19 protein-coding genes are annotated in these 20,117 nt (G+C 72.3%); 10 read left to right on the forward strand and 9 right to left on the reverse strand.

Going from position 1 to position 20,117, the window contains the following annotated elements; translation table 11 throughout:
- Positions 1-98 precede the first annotated feature (98 nt).
- The gene (locus tag A6A25_RS04840; protein WP_073886533.1) at positions 99-1,031 is read left to right on the forward strand and encodes a sensor histidine kinase; all 933 of its coding nucleotides are present in this window, start codon (positions 99-101) and stop codon (positions 1,029-1,031) included.
- 150 nt (positions 1,032-1,181) lie between these two features.
- Here A6A25_RS04840 and A6A25_RS04845 read toward each other — a convergent pair whose 3' ends face one another.
- Entirely contained in the window at positions 1,182-1,667 is a 486-nt protein-coding gene (locus A6A25_RS04845) for a hypothetical protein (protein ID WP_073886534.1), read from the reverse strand.
- A gap of 201 nt (positions 1,668-1,868) precedes the next feature.
- On the opposite strand from A6A25_RS04845, the gene A6A25_RS04850 reads away from it, so the two are divergent.
- The 3 genes from A6A25_RS04850 (at position 1,869) to A6A25_RS04860 (ending at position 4,256) form a co-directional block, all read left to right on the forward strand.
- Entirely contained in the window at positions 1,869-2,615 is a 747-nt protein-coding gene (locus tag A6A25_RS04850; protein WP_073886535.1) for a lysophospholipid acyltransferase family protein, read from the forward strand.
- 22 nt (positions 2,616-2,637) lie between these two features.
- A complete protein-coding gene (locus A6A25_RS04855; RefSeq protein WP_073886536.1) occupies positions 2,638-3,150 on the forward strand; it encodes a polyadenylate-specific 3'-exoribonuclease AS in 513 nt (170 codons plus the stop codon).
- A gap of 80 nt (positions 3,151-3,230) precedes the next feature.
- Entirely contained in the window at positions 3,231-4,256 is a 1,026-nt protein-coding gene (locus A6A25_RS04860) for a 6-phosphofructokinase (RefSeq protein WP_073886537.1), read from the forward strand.
- Between the two features lie 68 nt (positions 4,257-4,324).
- On the opposite strand, the gene A6A25_RS04865 is transcribed toward A6A25_RS04860, so the two are convergent.
- Together A6A25_RS04865 and A6A25_RS04870 are read right to left on the reverse strand one after the other, a co-directional pair.
- Entirely contained in the window at positions 4,325-4,681 is a 357-nt protein-coding gene (locus A6A25_RS04865) for a cupin domain-containing protein (RefSeq protein WP_073886637.1), read from the reverse strand.
- Positions 4,682-4,698: 17 nt separating this feature from the next.
- Entirely contained in the window at positions 4,699-4,947 is a 249-nt protein-coding gene (locus A6A25_RS04870; protein WP_143192959.1) for a DUF4242 domain-containing protein, read from the reverse strand.
- A 100-nt stretch (positions 4,948-5,047) separates the two neighbouring features.
- Between A6A25_RS04870 and A6A25_RS04875 the strand changes: the two genes are divergently transcribed.
- Positions 5,048-6,754, forward strand: a complete 1,707-nt coding sequence (locus A6A25_RS04875; protein WP_073886538.1) for an AfsR/SARP family transcriptional regulator — start codon at positions 5,048-5,050, stop codon at positions 6,752-6,754.
- On the opposite strand, the gene A6A25_RS04880 is transcribed toward A6A25_RS04875, so the two are convergent.
- Positions 6,741-7,760: a DUF2891 domain-containing protein gene (locus A6A25_RS04880; protein ID WP_073886639.1), complete on the reverse strand. Its 1,020-nt coding sequence runs from the start codon at positions 7,758-7,760 to the stop codon at positions 6,741-6,743. The two genes, A6A25_RS04875 and A6A25_RS04880, sit on opposite strands and share 14 nt — an antisense overlap.
- Before the next feature lie 64 nt (positions 7,761-7,824).
- Here A6A25_RS04880 and A6A25_RS04885 point away from each other — a divergent pair, with 64 nt between their 5' ends.
- Positions 7,825-9,213, forward strand: coding sequence for a class II 3-deoxy-7-phosphoheptulonate synthase (locus A6A25_RS04885; RefSeq protein ID WP_073886539.1), 1,389 nt, complete (start codon positions 7,825-7,827; stop codon positions 9,211-9,213).
- A gap of 204 nt (positions 9,214-9,417) precedes the next feature.
- On the opposite strand, the gene A6A25_RS04890 is transcribed toward A6A25_RS04885, so the two are convergent.
- Positions 9,418-11,478 carry a Stk1 family PASTA domain-containing Ser/Thr kinase gene (locus A6A25_RS04890; RefSeq protein ID WP_073886540.1) on the reverse strand — a complete coding sequence of 687 codons (2,061 nt, stop codon included), beginning with the start codon at positions 11,476-11,478 and terminating at the stop codon, positions 9,418-9,420.
- 185 nt (positions 11,479-11,663) lie between these two features.
- Between A6A25_RS04890 and A6A25_RS04895 the strand changes: the two genes are divergently transcribed.
- Both A6A25_RS04895 and A6A25_RS04900 read left to right on the forward strand, forming a co-directional pair.
- The gene (locus A6A25_RS04895; protein WP_073886640.1) at positions 11,664-12,029 is read left to right on the forward strand and encodes an Rv2175c family DNA-binding protein; all 366 of its coding nucleotides are present in this window, start codon (positions 11,664-11,666) and stop codon (positions 12,027-12,029) included.
- Positions 12,030-12,319: 290 nt separating this feature from the next.
- A complete protein-coding gene (locus A6A25_RS04900) occupies positions 12,320-12,841 on the forward strand; it encodes a class I SAM-dependent methyltransferase (RefSeq protein WP_241828505.1) in 522 nt (173 codons plus the stop codon).
- Here the strand turns inward: A6A25_RS04900 and A6A25_RS04905 are convergent.
- From A6A25_RS04905 to A6A25_RS04915, 3 genes are all read right to left on the reverse strand, one after another.
- A complete protein-coding gene (locus A6A25_RS04905; RefSeq protein ID WP_073886541.1) occupies positions 12,838-13,725 on the reverse strand; it encodes a phytoene/squalene synthase family protein in 888 nt (295 codons plus the stop codon). The two genes, A6A25_RS04900 and A6A25_RS04905, sit on opposite strands and share 4 nt — an antisense overlap.
- A gap of 191 nt (positions 13,726-13,916) precedes the next feature.
- Positions 13,917-15,410, reverse strand: a complete 1,494-nt coding sequence (gene crtI, locus A6A25_RS04910; RefSeq protein WP_073886542.1) for a phytoene desaturase family protein — start codon at positions 15,408-15,410, stop codon at positions 13,917-13,919.
- Between the two features lie 2 nt (positions 15,411-15,412).
- Complete coding sequence (locus tag A6A25_RS04915) at positions 15,413-16,480, reverse strand: polyprenyl synthetase family protein (RefSeq protein WP_073886543.1); 1,068 nt, start codon at positions 16,478-16,480, stop codon at positions 15,413-15,415.
- Between the two features lie 115 nt (positions 16,481-16,595).
- On the opposite strand from A6A25_RS04915, the gene A6A25_RS04920 reads away from it, so the two are divergent.
- Entirely contained in the window at positions 16,596-17,480 is an 885-nt protein-coding gene (locus A6A25_RS04920) for a methylenetetrahydrofolate reductase (RefSeq protein WP_073886544.1), read from the forward strand.
- Positions 17,481-17,659: 179 nt separating this feature from the next.
- Here A6A25_RS04920 and A6A25_RS04925 read toward each other — a convergent pair whose 3' ends face one another.
- Entirely contained in the window at positions 17,660-18,307 is a 648-nt protein-coding gene (locus tag A6A25_RS04925) for a DUF3153 domain-containing protein (RefSeq protein ID WP_083667964.1), read from the reverse strand.
- Positions 18,308-18,412: 105 nt separating this feature from the next.
- Between A6A25_RS04925 and A6A25_RS04930 the strand changes: the two genes are divergently transcribed.
- Positions 18,413-20,095 (forward strand): DUF885 domain-containing protein, encoded by a 1,683-nt coding sequence (locus A6A25_RS04930; RefSeq protein WP_073886546.1) that lies wholly within the window; start codon positions 18,413-18,415, stop codon positions 20,093-20,095.
- The last annotated feature ends 22 nt before the right edge of the window (positions 20,096-20,117 follow it).

Here is a 20,117-nt window from a genome sequence, read left to right on the forward strand (position 1 = left end):
GCCGGGCACGCGTAGCATCGCGGAATGCGGACCGCCACCATCAGGGGACCGCGAGACCTCCACGTCCGCGAGTCCTGTCCCGACCTCGTGGTGCGTCGATGAGGACCGGTGCGGCGCACGGGCACGCCGGGTACTTCCACGAGACCGCGTTCTACGGCAGCGACGACGACTACCGGTCGGTCGTCGTGCCGTTCGTGGAGGAGGGCGTGGCGGCGGGTGAGCCGGTGGTGGTGGCGTGCCGCCCGGGGAACGAGCGGCTGATCCGGGACGCGGTGGCGGACCCGTGCGGCGTGGTGTTCGTGCCCGGCGGCGACCAGTACGACCGGCCGACCGAGGCGATCCTGGGGTACCGGAAGCTGTTCGCCGAGTACGCGGGCGTGGCGCAGATCCGGGTGGTCGGCGACGTGCCGCACCCCGGCGTCGGTGCGGCGTGGGACTGGTGGTCGCGGTACGAGGCGGCGCTGAACGAGGTCTTCGCCGAGTACCCGCTGTGGGGCCTGTGCCCGTACGACCTGCGGACCACGCCGGCGCGGGTGCTGGCGGACGTGATGCGCACCCACCCGCACGTGGCCGGGACGGACGGGTCGCACCTGCCGAACCCGCGGTACCGGTCGACGTGGACGTTGCCGTCCGCCGTGCCGACGGCGTTCGAGGCGGGTCGGCCGCTGGTGGAGCTGACCGACCCGACGCCCGCGGAGGCCAGGCGGGCGGTGACCACGGCGTGCGCCGGTGTCCGGTTGAGCCGCGACGAGGTGGACGACATCGTGTACGCGGCGAGCGAGGCCGTGACCAACGCGCAGGCGCACGGCCGACCGCCCGTGCGGCTGCGGGCGTGGGCCGGGGTGACGCACGTGCTGGTGGCCGTGACGGACCAGGGCGACGGCCCGTCCTCACCGCTGGCCGGCCTGGTCCCGACCGACCGCACCACCACCGCCGGCGTGGGCCTGTGGCTGACCCACCGCACGTGCCGCGACGTGACCATGACCCGCGACCCCGAGGGCTACACCATCCGCCTGACCGCCGGCTCCTAACCCCTCCCGCGTGTCCTACGTTCGCGTCACGCGTGTCCTACGTTCGGAACACCCGAGTTGAACGTTCAGAACAAGATCGACTGTTCTGAGCGTTCAACTCGGGGTGCGCGAACGTAGGACACGCGCGTTCTGAACGTAGGACACGCGGGGTCAGAGGACGGCGCCGTCGTCCCAGCCCGAGTCGGGTGGTGGGGTGTTGCGCATGCGCAGGATCAGCCAGCCGGCGCCCGAGCACATCACGATCAGGGCCAGCGGGGTGCCGATCGCGCCGGTCAGGCCGAACAGGCCCGGGAAAAGCAGGAGGACCACGCCCAGGGCGATCACCACCAGCGCGGCGATCGTGCCCGGCCGCAACGCGGGCAGCGGCGGCGGTTCCGGCGGCACGTAGTGGTCGTTCGGGTCGTCCGAGTCGGCCGAATCCGGGTACGAGTCGGGGTCGTCGTCGACCGTGGCCACGGCGGGCTGGCCCTCGGGCCGCCCGGCACGCGCCGGTTCGGCCTCGTCGCCCTCGTCGGGTTCGAGCTCGTCGGGGAGGACCTGTTTGCCCACGCCTTCGCGTTCCAGGCCCGCCACGATCTCGGCGAAGGTCGCGTCCACGTCCTCCGGGCCGTCGGTCGAGTCGCGTCGGGAATTCATCGGCGTGCTCCAGCCCTCCGGGTCGTGAAGGCCAATCCTCTGCCAGGTTCCATCGTCCCACGGGCCCGTTGTGTTGCGGATTACGGCAGCCGGTGGACCTTGGGACCGTACCGCCTCGGCCCGGGTGTTCGTTGTGTGTTTCGCCGCCGGCTCCGTAGGCTGGCGTCGGGGATCAAGCACGTCGAGGAGGCGCTCCCAGCGGTGCTCTACTGGTTGATGAAACACATCTTTCTCGGGCCGCTCCTGAAGCTGTTCTTCCGACCCCGGATCATCGAGGGCGCGGAGAACATCCCCAAGGAGGGCGGTGCCATCCTGGCGAGCAACCACCTCGCGGTCTCCGACTCGTTCTTCCTCCCGTTGAAGCTGTCCCGCCGGGTCACCTTCCCGGCCAAGATCGAGTACTTCACCGGCAAGGGGCTCAAGGGCCGGTTCCAGCGCTGGTTCTTCTACGGCGTCGGCCAGGTGCCGATCGACCGGTCCAGCGCGTCGGCCGCCCAGGGCGCGCTCGACACCGGCGTGCGGATCGTGCGCGAGGGCAAGCTGCTCGGCATCTACCCCGAGGGCACGCGCTCGCCCGACGGCCGCCTCTACAAGGGCAAGGTCGGCGTGGCGTGGATCGCGCTGGAGTCCGGCGCGCCGGTCATCCCGGTCGCGATGTTCGGCACGGACAAGGCCAACCCGATCGGCTCGCGGATGTGGCGGCCGTACCCGATCCGGATCAAGATCGGCAAGCCGCTGGACTTCTCCCGCTACGAGGGCCTGTCCGGCGACCGGTTCGTGCTGCGGTCCATCACCGACGAGATCATGTACGCCCTGATGGAGCTGTCCGGCCAAGAGTACGTCGACGTGTACGCGGCCAAGGCCAAGGAGGGCCCCAAGCCGGACGGGCAGGGCGAGGAGAAGCAGGCGAAAGCCGTCGATCGGCTGCCCGAGACGAAGGCGGGCTGATCGGCACCCCTAGGCTGGTGGGGTGCGGTTCTTCTACGACTGTGAGTTCATCGAGGACGGGGTCACCATCGACCTGGTCTCCATCGGGGTGGTCGACGAGGAAGGCCGCGAGTTCTACGCCGTGTCCACCGAGTTCGACCCGGCCAAGGCCGGTCCGTGGGTGCGCGCGAACGTGCTCAACCAGCTGCCGCCGCCCGCCGACCGGGCGTGGCGCAGCCGGGAGCGCATCCGCGAGGACCTCCTCGACTTCCTCGGCGGTGCCAAGGCCAACCGGGACGACATCGAGCTGTGGGCCTGGTTCGCCGCCTACGACCACGTCGCGCTGGCCCAGCTCTGGGGCCCGATGCCGGCGTTGCCGCGCAGCCTGCCCCGGTTCACCCGCGACCTGCGCCAGCGCTGGGAGGACGTGGGCAAGCCCCGCCTGCCGCAGGCGCCCGCGGACGCGCACGACGCGTTGGCCGACGCGCGGCACAACCTCGCGCGGTGGAAGGTGATCGAGAGCGAGCGGCTGCGGAAGGGCTTCGCGGTCCGGTAGGTGGACCCTCGCTTGCTGCACCGATCCAGCACGTGTCAGGCTTGGGTGACCAACGCCACGAGAAGAGATTGGCTAAGCAAATGCGCATTGGTGTGCTCACCGGCGGTGGCGACTGCCCCGGCCTCAACGCGGTCATCCGCGGTGTGGTCCGCAAGGGCATCGAGACCCACGGCTGGGAGATCGTGGGTTTCCGGAACGGGTGGCAGGGTCCGATCGAGAACCTGACCAAGCCGATCGGGCTCGGTGACGTCGAGGACATCCTCACCAGGGGCGGTACCATCCTCGGCTCGTCGCGCACCAACCCGTACAAGGTCGAGGGCGGTGTCGACCGCATCCGCGAGACCCTCGCGGCGAACAAGGTCGACGCCCTGATCGCCATCGGCGGCGAGGACACCCTCGGTGTCGCCAAGCGGCTCACCGACGACGGCATCGGCGTCGTGGGCGTGCCGAAGACCATCGACAACGACCTGGGCGCGACCGACTACACGTTCGGCTTCGACACCGCCGTGCACATCGCCACCGAGGCGATCGACCGGCTGCGCACGACGGCCGAGTCGCACCACCGGGCGCTGGTGGTCGAGGTCATGGGCCGCCACGCGGGCTGGATCGCGCTGCACTCCGGCCTGGCCGGCGGCGCGAACGTGATCCTGGTGCCGGAGCGCAAGTTCAGCGTCGACAAGGTGGTCGAGTGGGTGGAGCGGCGCTTCGAGCGCCAGTTCGCCCCGATCATCGTGGTCGCCGAGGGCGCGATCCCCGAGGGCGGCGCCGAGGTGCTGCACTCCGGTGAGAAGGACGCGTTCGGCCACGTCCGGCTGGGCGGCGTCGGCACCTGGCTGGCCGAGGAGATCGCGGAGCGGACCGGCAAGGAGTCCCGCGCGGTCGTGCTGGGCCACGTGCAGCGCGGCGGCATCCCGACCGCCTACGACCGCGTGCTCGCCACCCGGTTCGGCCTGCACGCGGTGGACGCGGTCGCCGAGGGCGACTTCGGCGTCATGGTCGCGCTGCGCGGCACGGACATCGTCCGGGTGAAGCTGGCCGAGGCGACCGCAGAGCTGAAGACCGTTCCGCTGGAGCGCTACCAGGAGGCCGAGGTCTTCTTCGGCTGAGCCGAGCCAGGCAAGGACGAGCGCCCTCGGACTCCCAGGTCCGGGGGCGCTGTTCGTCGTTGGGCGGACTACTTCCTGGCGTAGTCGCGCAGGCCCGTGAAGTCGACCATCACGCACGGCTCGTCGCCGACGATCCAGGCGTCGTGGCCCGGCTCCACCATGATCGCCTCACCGGGGCCCGCCTCGCCCTCCGCGCCGTCGTCCATGACGACGTGCATCCGGCCGGAGAGGATGTAGCCGGTGTGGGCGGACTGGCAGGAGTCGGTGCCGGCGATCGGCTTGACGTCCTTGGACCACCGCCAGCCCGGTTCGAACTCCGCTCTGCCGACCGTGGTGTCACCGACGGTGACCAGGTCGACGTGACCGTGCGGGAACTCCCGCACCTCTTCCGGTTCCGTGAAGCTCTTCGACGCCAGTACGGACATCTCGGTCAACTTTCGTCTCAGCCTTGCACCACGGGGTGGATCTCGTCGGCCACGAGGCCGTGCGCCTCGCGGTGCACCCGGTGCGCGCTCTCCGCGTCCGGCGCGTCGACCAGGCAGAAGACCTTCCCGTCCTGCTCGTCGACCCAGTAGTTGAGGTACCGGACGCCGTACTGGTCCTGGGTGCGGAGGTCGGCGGCATGGGCGTCGGCCACGTCCTTGGGACCGGCGCCTTCCGGCAGGTGGTTGTGCACGTCCATGAACAACATGGCGTCCTCCTAACGGGTGAGATCGGGCCACGCTAGGCGGCGGGGCGTTCCCAAACCGTTCCCACGGGCGGTACCGCCGGAGCGGACGTAGGGTGCCGCCATGCCGGCCACCTGCCAGGTGCGCGTGCTGGGCAGGTTCACCGTCTCGGTCGACGGCAGACCCGTCCCCGGTGACGTGTGGCGCAACCGCCGCGCGGCCGACGTGGTGAAGCTGCTCGCCATCGCGCCCGACCACCGCCTGCACCGCGAGCAGGTGATGGACCGCCTGTGGCCCGACCTCCCCGTGGACGCGGCGGGCGCGAACCTGCGCAAAGCCCTGTACTACGCCCGGCGCGCGCTCGGTCGTGCCGACGCCGTCCGCTGCGAAGGACGGCTCCTCACGCTCTGGCCCGCCGGTGACCTCGACGTCGACCTGGACCGGTTCGAACGCGCCGCGGACGCCGCCCTGGCCTCGGGCGACCCGGCCCGCTGCGCGCACGCCGCCGCCGACTACCGCGGCGGCCTGCTCGCGGACGACCGCTACGAGTGCTGGGCCGCCGAACCGCACGAGAAGGTCGAGGCCAGGTACGTCGCACTCCTCCGCGCCGCCGGTGACTGGGAGCGCCTGCTGGAGCTGGACGAGACCGACGAGGACGCGCACCGGGCCGTGATGCGGCGGCACCTGGCCACCGGTCACCGCCGCGAGGCGCTGCGCCAGTTCGAACGCCTCCGCCGCGCGCTGCGGGAACGGATCGGGGTCGGACCGGACGCGGAGACCGTCGCGCTCTACGAGTCGGCGCTGACCTCGGCGCGGCCACCGTCACCGGCGCAGCGGGCGGCCGTCGCGCTGGCCAACGGCCTGGTCGCGTTCGGACGGCGCCACCTGGCCGAAGCCGAGGACCTGGCCAGGCAGGCCCGGGTGCTGGCGCTGGACGCCGACCTCGGCCACGAGTTGGGCGAGGCCTCCACGCTCCTCGCCCTGGTCGCCCACGCCCGCGGCACGTGGCACCGGCTGTTCCGGGAGAAGTTCGCCGACTCGGTGCGGCACCCCACCCGTCCCGAGGTGTTCGACGCGCACCTGTGCTTCCAGGAGTTCTACCTCTACGGGCCGGAGGGGCACGAGGGCGCGGAGTCGTTCGGCCGCGACCTGCTCGCGATCGCCTCCCGGGCGGGCTCGGCGGCGGGCCGCGCGTTGGCCCACCTGCTGCTGGGCGAGTTCGCGCTGCTGTCCGGTCACCTCGACGCCGCGGTCGCCACGTTCGGCGCGTCCCTGGCCGAGGCCGAACGCGCCGGCTGCGTCTCGGCGCGGTCCCTCGCGCTCGAACGGCGGGCCGAGGCGAACGTCCGTCGCGGCGACCGTGCCGCCGCCCGTGCCGACCTCGACCGGGCCCTGCCGCTCGCCCACGCGTCCGGCATCCCGTCGCACCTGGTCATCCGCGTGCACGGGGTGCGCGTGCCGGCCGCCGACAGCCTCGGCGGCGAGCTGGGCGCGATCCGTGACGCGGAACGGTGGCTCGCCGAGGTGCCGCACGTGTGCGACCCGTGCTCCATCGGCTTCCGGATCGCGGCGGCGACGGCGTGCGCGACCGCGGGCAGCCCGAGCCGCGCCCGATCGCACCTGGCCGAGGCCGAGCGGATCAGCGGGCTGTGGCAGGGCGGACCGTGGACGGCCGCGCTGTGGGAGGTGCGCGCCGAGGTCCGGCGCGCGGAAGGCCACCACGCGCAGGCGGCGGCGTTGTTCCTGGAAGCCGCCGACCGGTTCGCCGCGCTGGGCCGACCGCTGGAACAGCGGCGGTGCCTGGCCGTCGCCGGCCTCAGCGGTCCGTGAACGCCCCGAGGTGCAGGTAGGCGGCGAACGTGCCCAGCCAGTGCTCGGCGTAGTAGCCGTGCCCGAACACGTACCGCAGGCCGGTCTCGCGGTGGGCGTCGGCGGCGGTGCGGGCCAGGTCGGTGTAGCGGTGGCCGGCGGGCAGGGCGGCGGCGATCGCACGCCACTGCCAGGCACGCGACAGGGCCAGGCCGATCAGGTGCGAGCCGTAGGCGTCACCGGGGTCGTCCACGGGCACCGGCTCGCGCAGCACCTTCCACCGCGAGTCCTCCAGGTGCGGCAGGAACGCCTCGAACCACGCGGTGAACTCGTCGGTCGGCAGCACGCGCCGCACGAGGTCCGCCTCGGTCAGCGCGGGGGAGAGGAAGTCCGCCGCGTCCGGCTCGAACCCGCCGTAGCCGACGTCCTCCCGGTGCCACCGCAACGCCGCCTCCGCGCACGCCGCCGCCAGCTCCTCGTCACCCACCGCCCGTGCCGCGTCGAGCACCAGCCCGGTCGCGAACGCGGTGTTGCCGTGCGTGCCGGTCCGGACCGGCAGCCGCGCGCCCGCCACCTTGACGAGATACCGGTCACGCAGCACCGCGCTCAACGGCCGCAGCGCCGCCGCCCACGGCGAGTCCCACGTGCGCAGTTCGGCGTCGAGCACCAGCAGCCACGCCCACCCGTAGGGACGCTCCCAGAACCCGCCGCTCGGCCCGTCGAAGAACGCCGCCTCGGTCCGCGCGTGGTCCTCCGTGATCAACGAGTCCAGCACCCGACGGGCCTGCTCCGCGCCCTCGACCTCGGGCCGGACCCGCAGCAGCCGGGCCGCCAACCAGGTCTGGTGCACGCACGAGTGCCAGTCGAACGACCCGGCGAAGATCGGGTGCAGCGCGCGCAGCGGCACCAGGTCGGCGTCACCGGTGACGACGTGCGACCAGTGCGCCGGGTAGTCCCGCTGAACGTTGTGCACCGCGGTCGACAGCAGCCTCGCCGCCGTGTCGTCATCCAATCGGGTGTCCGGCATGGTCCACATCATGCACAGGCCGGACCCGCGTCCGTCTCTGAGTGTGGACAGCTATCTTTAACGTGTGAACTGGACCGTGGACGTGCCCGTGGACACGCTTCCCGAGCTTCCGCCCCTACCGCCCGAGATGCGCGACCGGCTCGACGACGCGCTCGCCCGGCCCGCCGCCCAGCAGCCGGAGTGGCCGGATGCCGAGCAGGTGCGCCGCGTGCGCGCCGTGCTGGAGAGCGTGCCGCCGATCACCGTGCCCGCCGAGATCGACCGGCTGCGCGACAACCTGGCCGAGGTCGCCCGCGGCGAGGCGTTTCTGCTGCAGGGCGGTGACTGCGCGGAGACGTTCGCGGACAACACCGAGCCGCACATCCGCGCGAACATCCGGACCCTGCTGCAGATGGCCGTCGTGCTCACCTACGGCGCGAGCCTGCCGGTGGTGAAGATCGGCCGCATCGCCGGCCAGTACGCCAAGCCGCGCTCGTCGGGCATCGACGCGCTCGGCCTGCCGTCCTACCGCGGCGACATCGTGAACTCGCTGGTCGCCACGCCCGAGGCGCGCGTGCCGGACCCGTCCCGGATGATCCGCGCCTACGCCAACGCGGGCGCGGCGATGAACCTGCTGCGCGCCATGACCACCGCGGGCATGGCCGACCTGCACCGGCTGCACGACTGGAACAAGGACTTCGTCCGCCAGTCGCCCGCCGGCGAGCGGTACGAGGCGCTGGCCGGCGAGATCGACCGCGGCCTGCGGTTCATGTCGGCGTGCGGTGTGAACGACGTGTCGCTGCACACCACCGAGATCTTCGCCTCGCACGAGGCGCTGCTGCTCGACTACGAGCGGGCGCTGCTGCGCCTGGACACCAGCGGTGACCAGCCGAGGCTGTACGACCTGTCGTCGCACTTCCTGTGGATCGGGGAGCGGACCAGGCAGCTGGACGGCGCGCACATCGCGTTCGCCGAACTGCTGTCCAACCCGATCGGGTTGAAGATCGGCCCGTCGACCACGCCGGAGATGGCGGTCGAGTACGTCGAGCGGCTCGACCCGCACAACCAGCCCGGCCGGTTGACGCTGATCAGCCGCATGGGCAACGGCAAGGTGCGCGACGTGCTGCCGCCGATCATCGAGAAGGTCACCGCCTCCGGCCACCAGGTCATCTGGCAGTGCGACCCGATGCACGGCAACACGCACGAGTCGTCCACCGGCTACAAGACGCGGCACTTCGACCGGATCGTCGACGAGGTGCAGGGCTTCTTCGAGGTGCACCGGCGCCTGGGCACGCACCCGGGCGGCATCCACATCGAGCTGACCGGCGAGGACGTCACCGAGTGCCTGGGCGGCGCCCAGGAGATCTCGGACCTCGACCTGGCGGGCCGCTACGAGACCGCCTGCGACCCGCGGCTGAACACCCAGCAGTCGCTGGAACTGGCCTTCCTCGTCGCCGAAATGCTGCGGAGCTAGCGACACCTGAACGCCACCGGTGGCCCCCGACCCGCGCGGTCGGGGGCCACTTGTCGTCCAGCACCCGCCTCGACCACCCCGCGAGGTCGCGTCGGTCGTTCGCGTCCTCATTTCCGGCGATCACGCTTACGATCGTCGGGAAATCAGGGCGCGAACGACCGACTTCCGGGCGACCTCGCCCGCGACGCCGGAGGCGGCGCAATCCTACACAGCGATGATCGTGATCCTCGTGTCCTTCGGGACGCGCTCACCGGCGCGGATGGACTGGTTCACCACGCGGGCCCGGTCGCGGTCGTTGAACTGGACGTCGACCTTCAGGCCCGCGTCCTCCAGGATCTTCTTCGCTTCCTTGACCGACTTGCCCTCGACCTGCGGCACGGTCACGCCTTCCGGCGCCACGAAGACGGTCACCCGCCGGTTGTTCGGGGGCAGGTTCGTGCCCGCCGGCGGGTCGGTGCGCACCACCTTGCCACCCTCGACCCGGTCCGAGGACTCCTGCGGCCCGTCGACCGGCTCGAACCCGGCCTCGCGGAGCTCGGTGAACGCCTCGTCCCTCGTCTTGCCGATCACGCTGGGCACCGGCTTGGGCTCGGAACCCTTGCTCAGCACGATCGTCACCGTCGAGCCGATCGGCACCGGCGTGCCCGGCGCGGGCTTCAGCGTCACCACCTTGCCCTTGGGCACGCGGTCGCTGAACTCGTCCTCGGCGGAATTGACCTGCGGCTTCAACCCGACGGACATGATCTCCTGCTCGGCGAGCGCCACCTCGGCCCCCGCGTTGACCTGCGGCACCACCGGCCTGCCCGCGGACACCACGAGCCGCACCAGGTCACCCTGCTCGGCCTCGGTTCCGGCGGGCGGGTCGGTGCTGATCACCTGCCCGCTGGGCACGGTGTCGCTGTTCTCCCGGCGCACGGTCTTGGTCAGCGACGCCTCGTCCAGCATCGCGGTCGCCGCGGCCTCGTCCTGGCCGACCAGGTTCGGCACGGTGGTGACCCGGCCGACCGTCAGCCACCAAGTCGTGACACCGATGAGGATCGCGGCCACCACGACGACGCTGAGCCACGTGATGAACTGCCGCTTGCTGCGCGCCCGCATCTCCTCGAGGACCTGCTCGGGCGTCTTCTTCTTCGGCGGTCTCTTGGGACGCGGACGGGCCGCGGGGGGCGCGGGCGCGGCGGGCTGCGGCTCGGGCGGCGCGAGCAGGGCGGCCCGGGGGATCGCCCTGGTGCCCTGCGGGCCCGACGTGGGCGGCACGAGCGGGTTCGGGCGGTGCACCGGCACGGTGGGCTCGGCGAACGGCGCGCCCGCACCCACCCGCACCGGCTCGACGCGCACCGTCTGCTCGGCCGTGCCGATCGGCGCCGGCACGTGCCCGGTCGCCTCTGCCGCGGTCGCGGTGGCGGTGGGCAGCGGCACGTCCACGGCGGCGATGCCGAGCTTGGCCCGCGCCGTCTCCACCTCGGACAGGAACGACTCGGCGTCCGCGGGCCGCAGGAACGGCTCCTTGCGGGTTGCCCGGCGCACCAGCTCCGCCACCTCGGCGGGCACGTCCGGCACCGGCGGCACGTCGTCGTTCACGTGCCGGTAGGCCACCGAGATGGCGTTGTCGCCCACGTACGGCGGCGTGCCGGTCAGCATCTCGTACAGCAGCACGCCCGCCGAGTACACGTCGCTGCGCGCGTCCGTGGTGCCCGTGGTGACCTGCTCGGGCGAGAGATAGGCCACCGTGCCCAGGATCATGGTGTCGCTGGTCACACCGGCCGTGGAGACGGCCCGGACCAGCCCGAAATCGGCGACCTTCACCGTGCCGCCCGGCCCGATGAGCACGTTCTCCGGCTTCACGTCCCGGTGCACGAGGTCGGCGCGGTGCGCGGCGGCCAGCGGCGAGAGCACCTTCTCGATGACGGTCAGCGCCAGTGGCACGTCCAGCTTGCCGCGCGCGTTGAGCAGGTCGCGCAGCGTGCCGCCCTCGACCAGTTCCATGACCAGGTACACCCGGTCCTCGTCCACGCCCTGGTCGTGGACCTGCACCACACCGGGGTGGTGCAGCTTCGCGGCGGCCCGCGCCTCCCGCTCGAACCGCGCCACGAACTGCGGGTCGGCGGAGAAGCGGGGGTCCATGACCTTGATGGCCACGGTGCGCTCCAGGCGCGTGTCCACACCGCGGTACACGGTGAACATGCCGCCCCGCGCGACCAGGGCGCCCACCCGGTAGCGTTGTTCGAGCAGCCCGCCGATCACGTTCGTCGCCGACCTTTCCACAGCCGTGGATCGTACGGTGGGGTGATGCCGACCGATGCTGTGCGCTGGAGCATCCCACGCGTGCTTGTGGGATCCGTGTCAAAGTCGGTGGAAACAGGGGGTGTCCGCAAGCCGACCCGCGGGTGTACCGCGACCACCCGGTTGGCGCAGGGCGTCGTTCACGTCGTTGTGGCATCGTGACGCACGTGAGTGCGATTCCTGCCGCTGCGGATGTGCTGGCTCCCGACCTGGAGGTCCTGCCCCTCCCCGAGGTCGCCGAGCGTCTTGGCCTGCCGATCAACCGAGTCCACCAGTTGCTGCGCGACGGTCAACTGCTCGCGGAGCGCCGGAACGGCGTCCTCGTCGTCCCCGCCCAGTTCCTCGCCGCCGGAGGCGTGGTGAAGGGGCTGCCCGGCACCATCACGGTGCTGCGCGACTCCGGCTTCTCGACCGAAGAGATCCTCCGGTGGCTGTTCACCGAGGACGAGACCCTGCCCGGCACGCCCATCGAGGCGTTGCGCGGCGACCGCGGCCGTGAGGTGAAGCGGCGGGCACAGGCCCTGGGCTTCTGACGAGCACCGCACCACCCGAGACGACCGAACCACGTCCGGGCGGCTCCCTCTGCCGCGGAGTCGTCCGGACGTCGTCTTCCGGCTGGAGGGGAGCCCGGTGGACCGCCACATCCGGACGGTCGAGGACGTGTTGGAGCTGTTGGACGGCTTGTTCGCGCCCGCAGCGGACCGGTGGACCGCCGGCGCGGGCTCGTCGTGGTGGGACCGGTTCTACGCCGACCGCTCCCGACCCGTGCCGTTCTTCGCCGCCGAACCGGACGAGAACCTCGTCTCCTACCCTCGACCGCGGCCTGGTCACGCCCGGTCGGGCGCTCGACGTCGGCTGCGGGCCCGGCCGCAACGCCGTCCACCTCGCCTCGGCGGGCTTCACCGTGGACGCGGTGGACCTCTCGCCCGCGGCTGTCACCTGGGCCGAGGACCGTGCCCGCGAGGCGGACGTCGCCGTCCGGTTCCGCTGCGGCGACGTCTTCGACCAGGACGGCGAGTACGACCTGGTCTACGACTCCGGCTGCTTCCACCACCTGCCGCCGCACCGCCGGATCAGCTACCTCGCCCTGCTCGACCGCGTGCTCGCACCCGGCGGTCACTTCGCGCTGACGTGCTTCGCGACCGACGAGGGTTCCGCCCGGCCCGATGCCGACTTCTACCGGCAGGCGGGTCTGGAGGGCGGCATCGGCTACACGCCCGAGTCGCTGCGCTGGGTCTTCACCGACCTGGTCGAGGTCGAGCTGCGCCGGATGAACGACGAGCCGGACGACTCGCCGCTCTTCGGGGAGCCGTTCCTGTGGACGGCCCTGTTCCAGCGGCCCTAACGCCCCGTGACGCGCGCCATCAGGGCCCGCGCGAACCCCGGGACGGCCACCGCCAGCCGCCGCGAGTTCGGCACCACGACCCGCCGGTCCAGCACCTGGTAGTCGGCCGCCGCGATCCCGTCCAGGATCTCCCGGTACAGGGTGAGCGCGGTCCGCACGCACGGCCGTGACACGGGCCGCAGCATCGGCACTCCCACCTCGGCCTCCCGGTACACGGCCGACGTGTGCGCGACCAGGTGCTTGAGCACCCGCCGCACCCGCTGGTCGACCTGCCCCGTCCGCCGGCACCACACCAGCAGCTCCCGGTCGACGCCGTAGGCCGCCAGCACGTCCTGGGGCAGGTACACCCGGCCCCGGTCGAGGTCCTCGCCGACGTCGCGCAGGAAGTTCGTCAGCTGGAACGCCCGACCCAGCGCGGCGGCGGACGGCTCGGCCTCCGCGCGCGGCACGACCGTGCCGAACACCGGCAGCAGCTGCAGCCCGATCACGGCCGCCGAACCGTGCACGTACCGCTCCAGCGCGGCGAAGTCCGGGTACGACGTGACGGTCAGGTCCATCCGCATCGACGCCAGGAACTCGCCGAACAGCTCCGGGTCGATCGAGTAGCGGTGCGCGGTGTCCACCAGGGCGGCGAGCACCGGGTGACCCGTGCGCCGCCCCGCCAGCTCGTCGGCCAGCTCGGCTTCCAACTGCTTCAGGTCACCGGCCGGGTCGGTGGAGGCGCCGCTGTCCACGATCTCGTCGGCCCACCGCGCGAAGCCGTACAGGGCGTGCACGGCGGGCCGCTGCGCGGGCGTGAGCAGGCGGGTGGCGAGGAAGAACGTGCGGCCGTACCGGGCGTTCAGCTCGCGGCACCGGGCGTAGGCCGCGGCCAGGTCGGTCACGCGTGCCCGCCGTGCGGTCGCGGTGGTCTGGTGCGGGTAGCCGACGACCGCACCGGCCCGGCGGGTACGGCGCTCGATCGGGGGAAGGACGGGGTCGCGGCCATCGCGGCGACATCGTCGCACAGCGCCCGCACCCGCCCGCGCCCCCCGGATGGGCCACACGGACGAGTGACCACCGGCCGCGTGGTCGGTCAGTGCCGGGTGTGTGCCCGCCGCGGCTGCGCCGGCCGTCGCGACCGCGTGGCGGCGGGTCCCGTGATCCGCTGCGCGGCCAGCCTGCCCGAGATCAGCACCGGCGGCACGCCCACGCCCGGCGTGGTGCCGCAGCCGGCCAGCACCGCGTTGTCCAGCACGAGGTTGCGCGGTCGGAACGGCCCGGTCTGGGCGAACGTGTGCGCGGCCGAGAACGGCGTGCCCGCGGCCAGGCCCATCGCGGCCCAGTCCTTCGGCGTGACCAGCCGCTCGACCTCGATCGCGGCACCGAACCCGGTGAGCCCGCGCCGCTCCAGCACGCCCACCAGCTCGTCGCGGTAGGCCGGGCCGACGCGGTCCCAGTCGACCGGCCCGGTCCGCAGGTTCGGCGCGGGCGCCAGCACGAACATGCCCTGCCCGGGTGGCGCGGTGACCAGCAGCGACGGATCGCTCATCAACGTGCCGCGGCGGGTCAGCTCGTCGAACGTCCGCTCCCACTCCCGGCCGAAGAACAACGTGTGGTGCGCCAGCTCCGGCCACGTCCGGTCCACGCCCGCGTGCAGCACGACGGCCGACGGCGACCACGTGATCGGCAGCGGGCGGCGCGGGCGGTGGCCCAGCAGGCGGTACGACATCGGCAGGTCCGGGGTGAGCACCACCGCGTCGCACGGGATGCGCTCACCGTGCGAGGTGCGCACCGCGGTGACCCGGCCGCCGATGCGCTCCAGCCACGCCACCGGCGTCTGGAAGCGCAGGTCGGCGCCCGCGTCCCGGGCCGCCGCCGCCAGCGCGTCCGGCAGCGCCCGCATCCCGCCCTCGGGGTGGTGGACGCCCGCGATCGTGTCCATGTACGCGATGACGGCGTACGCGGCGAGGGCCTTGCGCGGCGGCACGCCCGCGTACAGCGCCTGGAACGAGAACACCCGCTGCAACCGCTCGTCGTGCAGGAACCGCGCCACCGACGGCCCGAGCCTGGCGAACCCGCGCAGTCCGGCCAGCTTCGCCAACTGGGGCGTGAGCAGGGACAACGGCGAGTCGAAGTTCGCGCCGATGAACTGCTCGCGCTCCACCCGGTACAGCTCGGTCAGCCAGCGGCGCAGCGCCCGGTACCCGGCGGCCTCGCGCGGACCGGCGAACCGGCGCACCTCGGCCTCCATCGCCTCGGCGTCGGAGTGCACGTCCAGCGTGCTGCCGTCGGCGAAGCGGGCCCGGTAGGCGGGGTGCAGGGGCCGCAGGTCCAGCCGGTCGCGCAGCGACTCCCCGACCGCGTTGAGCGCCTCGTCCACCAGTTCCGGCATGGTCAGCACGGTCGGCCCGGTGTCGAACCGGTAGCCGCCCAGGTCCAGTCGACCGGCCCGGCCGCCGGGCACGGCGTCGCGCTCGACCACGGTGACCCGGCGTCCCGCGCCGAGCAGGTGCAGCGCGGCGGACAACCCCGCCAGGCCGGCACCGACCACGACGACGTGGTCCGTGCGGCCGGTGACCGTGCGCATGGTCAGGAGGTCCTCTTCGTGGCGCTGATCGCCAGCTCCGCGAGCCGCTCACCGGCCGGTTCGGCGATCGGCGACCGGTCGAGGGCCCGCAGCGCGGACTCGGTCAGCTCGGCGATCCGCTCCTCGACCGCGTCCACCGCGCCGACCTCGCGCAGCCGGGCGCGCACGTGGTCCACGGTCGCCACGTCCAGGTCGGGCTTGCCCAAAGCCTCGTGCAGCACGTCCGCGCCGAACTCCATGCCCAACGCGACCAGCAGCGTCCGCTTGCCCTCGCGCAGGTCGTCCCCGGCGGGCTTGCCGGTCACCGCCGGGTCGCCGAACACGCCGAGCAGGTCGTCGCGCAGCTGGAACGCCACCCCGATGTCCGTGCCGAACGTCCGCAGGCCGTCCACCAGCTCCGGTGACGCTCCGCCGATCGCCGCACCCATGTGCAGCGGCCGTTCGACGGTGTACGCGGCGGTCTTGAGCCGGTCGATGCGCAGCGCGGCGTCCGGCGAGGCGTCGCCGCGCGCCTGCGTGAGCACGTCGAGGTACTGGCCGGCCAGCATCTCGGTGCGCATGTCCCGCCACGGCAGGCTCAGCCGCTGCAGGGCGTCGGTGGGCAGGCCGGCGGCGAACAGCATGTCGTCGGCCCAGGCCAGCGCCACGTCCCCGATCAGCACGGCCGCGGCCAGCCCGAACCGCTCCGGCTCGCCGAGCCAGCCCTGGTCGAGGTGCCTGCGGGCGAACCGGACGTGCACGGTCGGCATGCCGCGGCGGGTCTCGGAGGAGTCCATCAGGTCGTCGTGCACGAGCGCGCACGCCTGGATCAGCTCCAGCGAGCTGACCGCGGTGAGCACGGCCTCGGCCAGCTCGCCGTCCGGGTCGCCGCCCGCCGCGCGCCAGCCCCACCACGCGAACGTGGGCCGGATCCGCTTGCCGCCGCCGAGGACGAAGTCGGCCAGCGCGTCGACGGCGCTGGTGAAGTTCTCCTCCATGCGCTCACCCAGGGCCCGGCGGTCGGCCAGGTAAGCGGCCAGCGCTTCGTCGACGTGCTTGGGCAGTTCGAGGTCCAACGGGTGGGGCGGCACCCGTCTATGGTCACCTCTGCCGCTTCGGGATGCCCAACCGGGGTGGCCGGTCCGGCTCGTCCCATCCAGTGACAGCCGTCTTCCACACCTCGGGCGTACCTCTAGGCTGTGCGGCATGACGTCGGTGGTCGAGCGCCTGCACGGGGATTCCCCCGCGTTCTCAGTCGAGTTCTTCCCCGCGCGTGACGAGGCCGAGGAGACCGTGCTGTGGCGCGCGATCCGCGAGCTGGAGGCGTTCGACCCGGCCTTCGTGTCCATCACCTACGGTGCGGGCGGCTCCACGCGGGACCGGACCATCCGCACCACCAGCCGGGTGGCGCAGGAGACGACCCTGCTGCCTATGGCGCACCTCACTTTGGTCAACCACTCGGTGGCCGAGCTGCGCAACGTGATCGGCTGGTACGCGGCCGTCGGCGTGCGCAACATCCTGGCCGTGCGCGGCGACCCGCCCGGCGACCCCAACGGTGAGTGGACGGCCCACCCCGAGGGGCTGATCTACGCCGAGGAACTGGTCCGGCTGTGCCGTGAGCTCGGCGACTTCTGCGTGGGCGTGGCGGCCTCGCCGTACGGCCACCCCCGGTCGGCGGACCTCGACACCGACACCGAGTACCTGGTGCGCAAGCTGCGGGCGGGCGCGGACTTCGCGATCGCGCAGCTGTTCTTCCAGCCGGAGGACTTCCTGCGCCTGCGCGACCGGGTGGCCGCGCGTGGCTGCGACACGGTGCTGATCCCGGGCCTCATGCCGCTGACGACGCTGCGGACGCTGGCCAAGACGGTGGAGCTGTCGGGCTCCTCGGTGCCGGACTCGGTGGCGCGCCGCCTCGACCCGTACGCCGACGACCCGGCGGGCTTCCGCGCGGCCGGGATCGACCTGGTGACCGAGATGGGGGAGCGGCTGCTCGCCGAGGGCGTGCCGTGCCTGCACTTCTACACGTTCAACCGGTCGAAGGCGACGCGCGAGATCGTGGGCCGACTCGGCCTGGTTCCCGCCAGGGCCTGAGGTCCGCCCGCCCTGGTCCCCGCCAGTGCCCAACGACCGCCCGCCCTACCCCGACCCGCGAGGTCGCGTCGGTCGTTCGCGCCCTGATTTCCGGCGATCACGCTTTTCGATCGTCGGAAATCAGGGCGCGAACGATCGACTTCCCGGCGACCTCGCCGCCGTCTGCGGAGCAGGGGCAATCAAACACGGTGGCGGCGGTGGGAGATGATCGCCAGGATGACGACGATCAGTGCCGCACCGCCGGTCAGGCCCGCGACCAGCATGGTCCAGCCGAAGTACGGCACCGAGTTGGCGCCCGCGTAGCGGACGGTGGCGGACAGCATCGATGCCTGGCCAGGCTTCGGGGACCACGCGATGGTCGCGTTGTCCTCTTCTCGCCCGTTCGTGTCGATGATTTCACCCGGGAAGCTGATCTTCACCTGGATGTCGGCGCGCTCCGGCGGCACCTGCGTCAGGTCGACCGAGCCGGACAGCGTCACCAGGTCGCCGGACCGCCGGAACGTGAGCTGGTACCGGCTGGACGACGCGCTGGTCGCCACCGACAGCGCCCGCACCTCGTCGAACGTCAGCCCGCTGAACGACAGCTGCGTGCCGACGTAGTCGTCCACCTTGTACGGCTTGGTGCTGACTCTGCTGGCCAGCTCGTTCGGCACCTTCAGCTGCGGGCCGGGGTCGTTGTCCTTGGTCGGCGGCGTGGCGGCGGTGATCTCGCCGGACACGCGGTCGTCGGAGGACAACGCCATGGCGGCGTGCAGCCGGACGCACCCCGTCAGCGAGAGCAGCGCGAGGAGGAAGACCGGCAGGAGGAGCGCGGAGGCCCTGGACACCCGGCCATCCTGCCGGCCACGGTCAAAAGTTGACCGCCGGGACACGATCGTGAGCGTGGCTAATTACCTGTTGGGGGGACACGACCCGCAGGTAACGTGCGGCGCATGTCAACCTCCTCCGCCGGCGGCGTGCACGGCATCAGCAACCAGTTCGTGGTCGACTACGCGGCAGCGGACCCGTTGGCCGCGACGTTCATCGGTGTGCCCGGTCACGACGACCGGCTCACGGACTACTCGCCGGAGGGTCACGCCACCCGCAAGGAGCTGGCGCGGCGGGCCCTCGCCGCGATCGACGCCGCCGAGCCCGCGGACAAGTCGGAGGCCGACGCGAAGGCCGTGTTCCAGGAGCGGGTCGGCCTGGAGGTCGAGCTGCACGAGGCCGGCCTGATGGAGGGCGGCCTCAACGTCATCGCGAGCCCCGTGCAGTCGATGCGTGAGGTGTTCGACCTGATGCCCACCGACACCGCCGACGAGTGGGCCGTGATCGCCAAGCGGCTCACCGCCATGCCGGACGCGGTGGCGAACCTGCGCGCGGGCCTGGCCTACGCCGCCGACCGAGGGCGGGTCGCGGCGTTGCGGCAGGTCACCAAGGTCGCCGAGCAGTGCGACACGTGGGCGGGGCGGTCCGGCGGAAAATCGTTCTTCGCCGCCCTGATCGCCGACGCGCCCGCGGACGGCGCGCTGCGCACCGAGCTCGAAGCGGGCGCGAAGGCCGCCGCCGAGGCCTACGGCGACCTGGCCGCGTTCCTGCGCGAGGACCTGGCGCCCAAGGCGCCGAAGAAGGACGCCGTCGGCGAGGACGTCTACCGGCTGCAGTCCCGCTACTTCACCGGTTCCCGCCTCGACCTGGCCGAGGCCTACGAGTGGGGCTGGGCGGAGTTCACCCGCATCGAGACCGAGATGAAGCAGGTCGCGAACCGGATCAAGCCGGGTTCGACCCTCGCCGAGGCCGCCGCCACGCTGGACGCGAACCCGCGTTACCTGGTGCACGGCAAGGACGGCCTGCGGTCGTGGATGCAGGAGCTGTCGGACAAGGCGCTGCTGGACGTGCGCGGCGTGCACTTCGACCTGCCGGACGAGCTGATGAAGCTGGAGTGCCGCATCGCGCCGCCCGGCGGCGGTGTCGGCGCCTACTACAACGGCCCCACGCCGGACTTCTCCCGGCCGGGCCGCATGTGGTGGTCCGTGCCGGAGGGCAAGGAGGAGTTCTCCACCTGGCGCGAGGTCTCGACCGTCTACCACGAGGGCGTGCCGGGCCACCACCTCCAGGTCGCCACGGCGGTCTACCAGGCGGAGAAGCTGAACGACTTCCAGCGCCTGATGTGCTGGGTGTCGGGCCACGGTGAGGGCTGGGCGCTGTACGCGGAGCGGCTGATGCGCGAACTCGGCTACCTCCAGGACGACGGCGACCTGCTGGGCATGCTGGACGCCCACCTGTTCCGCGCGGCCCGCGTGATCATCGACATCGGCATGCACCTGGAGCTGGAGATCCCCAAGGGCACCGGCTTCCACGAGGGCGAGCGGTGGACCCCGGAGCTGGGCCTGGAGTTCATGCTCACCCGCACCATCACCGACCCGGCGCACGTCCACGACGAGATCGACCGCTACCTGGGTTGGCCCGGCCAGGCACCGTCGTACAAGCTGGGTGAGCGGCTGTGGCTGGCGGCCCGCGACGACGCCCGCGCCCGGCACGGTGACGCGTTCGACCTCAAGACGTTCCACCGGCAGGCCTTGGAGATGGGCGCCATGGGGTTGGACACTCTTCGTGAGCGGCTCACGGAACTCTGACCCGATCGTGGTTCCGGACACG

This window comes from Saccharothrix sp. CB00851 (assembly GCF_001905065.1).
Classification (GTDB): Bacteria; Actinomycetota; Actinomycetes; order Mycobacteriales; family Pseudonocardiaceae; genus Actinosynnema.

Bases quoted from the DNA above. Each gene is read 5' to 3' on its own strand.
- A6A25_RS04840 (WP_073886533.1), top strand. From the start codon at position 99: ATGAGGACCGGTGCGGCGCACGGGCACGCCGGGTACTTCCACGAGACC.
- A6A25_RS04845 (WP_073886534.1), bottom strand. From the start codon at position 1,667: ATGAATTCCCGACGCGACTCGACCGACGGCCCGGAGGACGTGGACGCG.
- A6A25_RS04860 (WP_073886537.1), top strand. From the start codon at position 3,231: ATGCGCATTGGTGTGCTCACCGGCGGTGGCGACTGCCCCGGCCTCAAC.
- A6A25_RS04865 (WP_073886637.1), bottom strand. From the start codon at position 4,681: ATGTCCGTACTGGCGTCGAAGAGCTTCACGGAACCGGAAGAGGTGCGG.
- A6A25_RS04870 (WP_143192959.1), bottom strand. From the start codon at position 4,947: ATGTTGTTCATGGACGTGCACAACCACCTGCCGGAAGGCGCCGGTCCC.
- A6A25_RS04875 (WP_073886538.1), top strand. From the start codon at position 5,048: ATGCCGGCCACCTGCCAGGTGCGCGTGCTGGGCAGGTTCACCGTCTCG.
- A6A25_RS04880 (WP_073886639.1), bottom strand. From the start codon at position 7,760: ATGCCGGACACCCGATTGGATGACGACACGGCGGCGAGGCTGCTGTCG.
- crtI (WP_073886542.1), bottom strand. From the start codon at position 15,410: ATGCGCACGGTCACCGGCCGCACGGACCACGTCGTCGTGGTCGGTGCC.
- A6A25_RS04920 (WP_073886544.1), top strand. From the start codon at position 16,596: ATGACGTCGGTGGTCGAGCGCCTGCACGGGGATTCCCCCGCGTTCTCA.
- A6A25_RS04930 (WP_073886546.1), top strand. From the start codon at position 18,413: ATGTCAACCTCCTCCGCCGGCGGCGTGCACGGCATCAGCAACCAGTTC.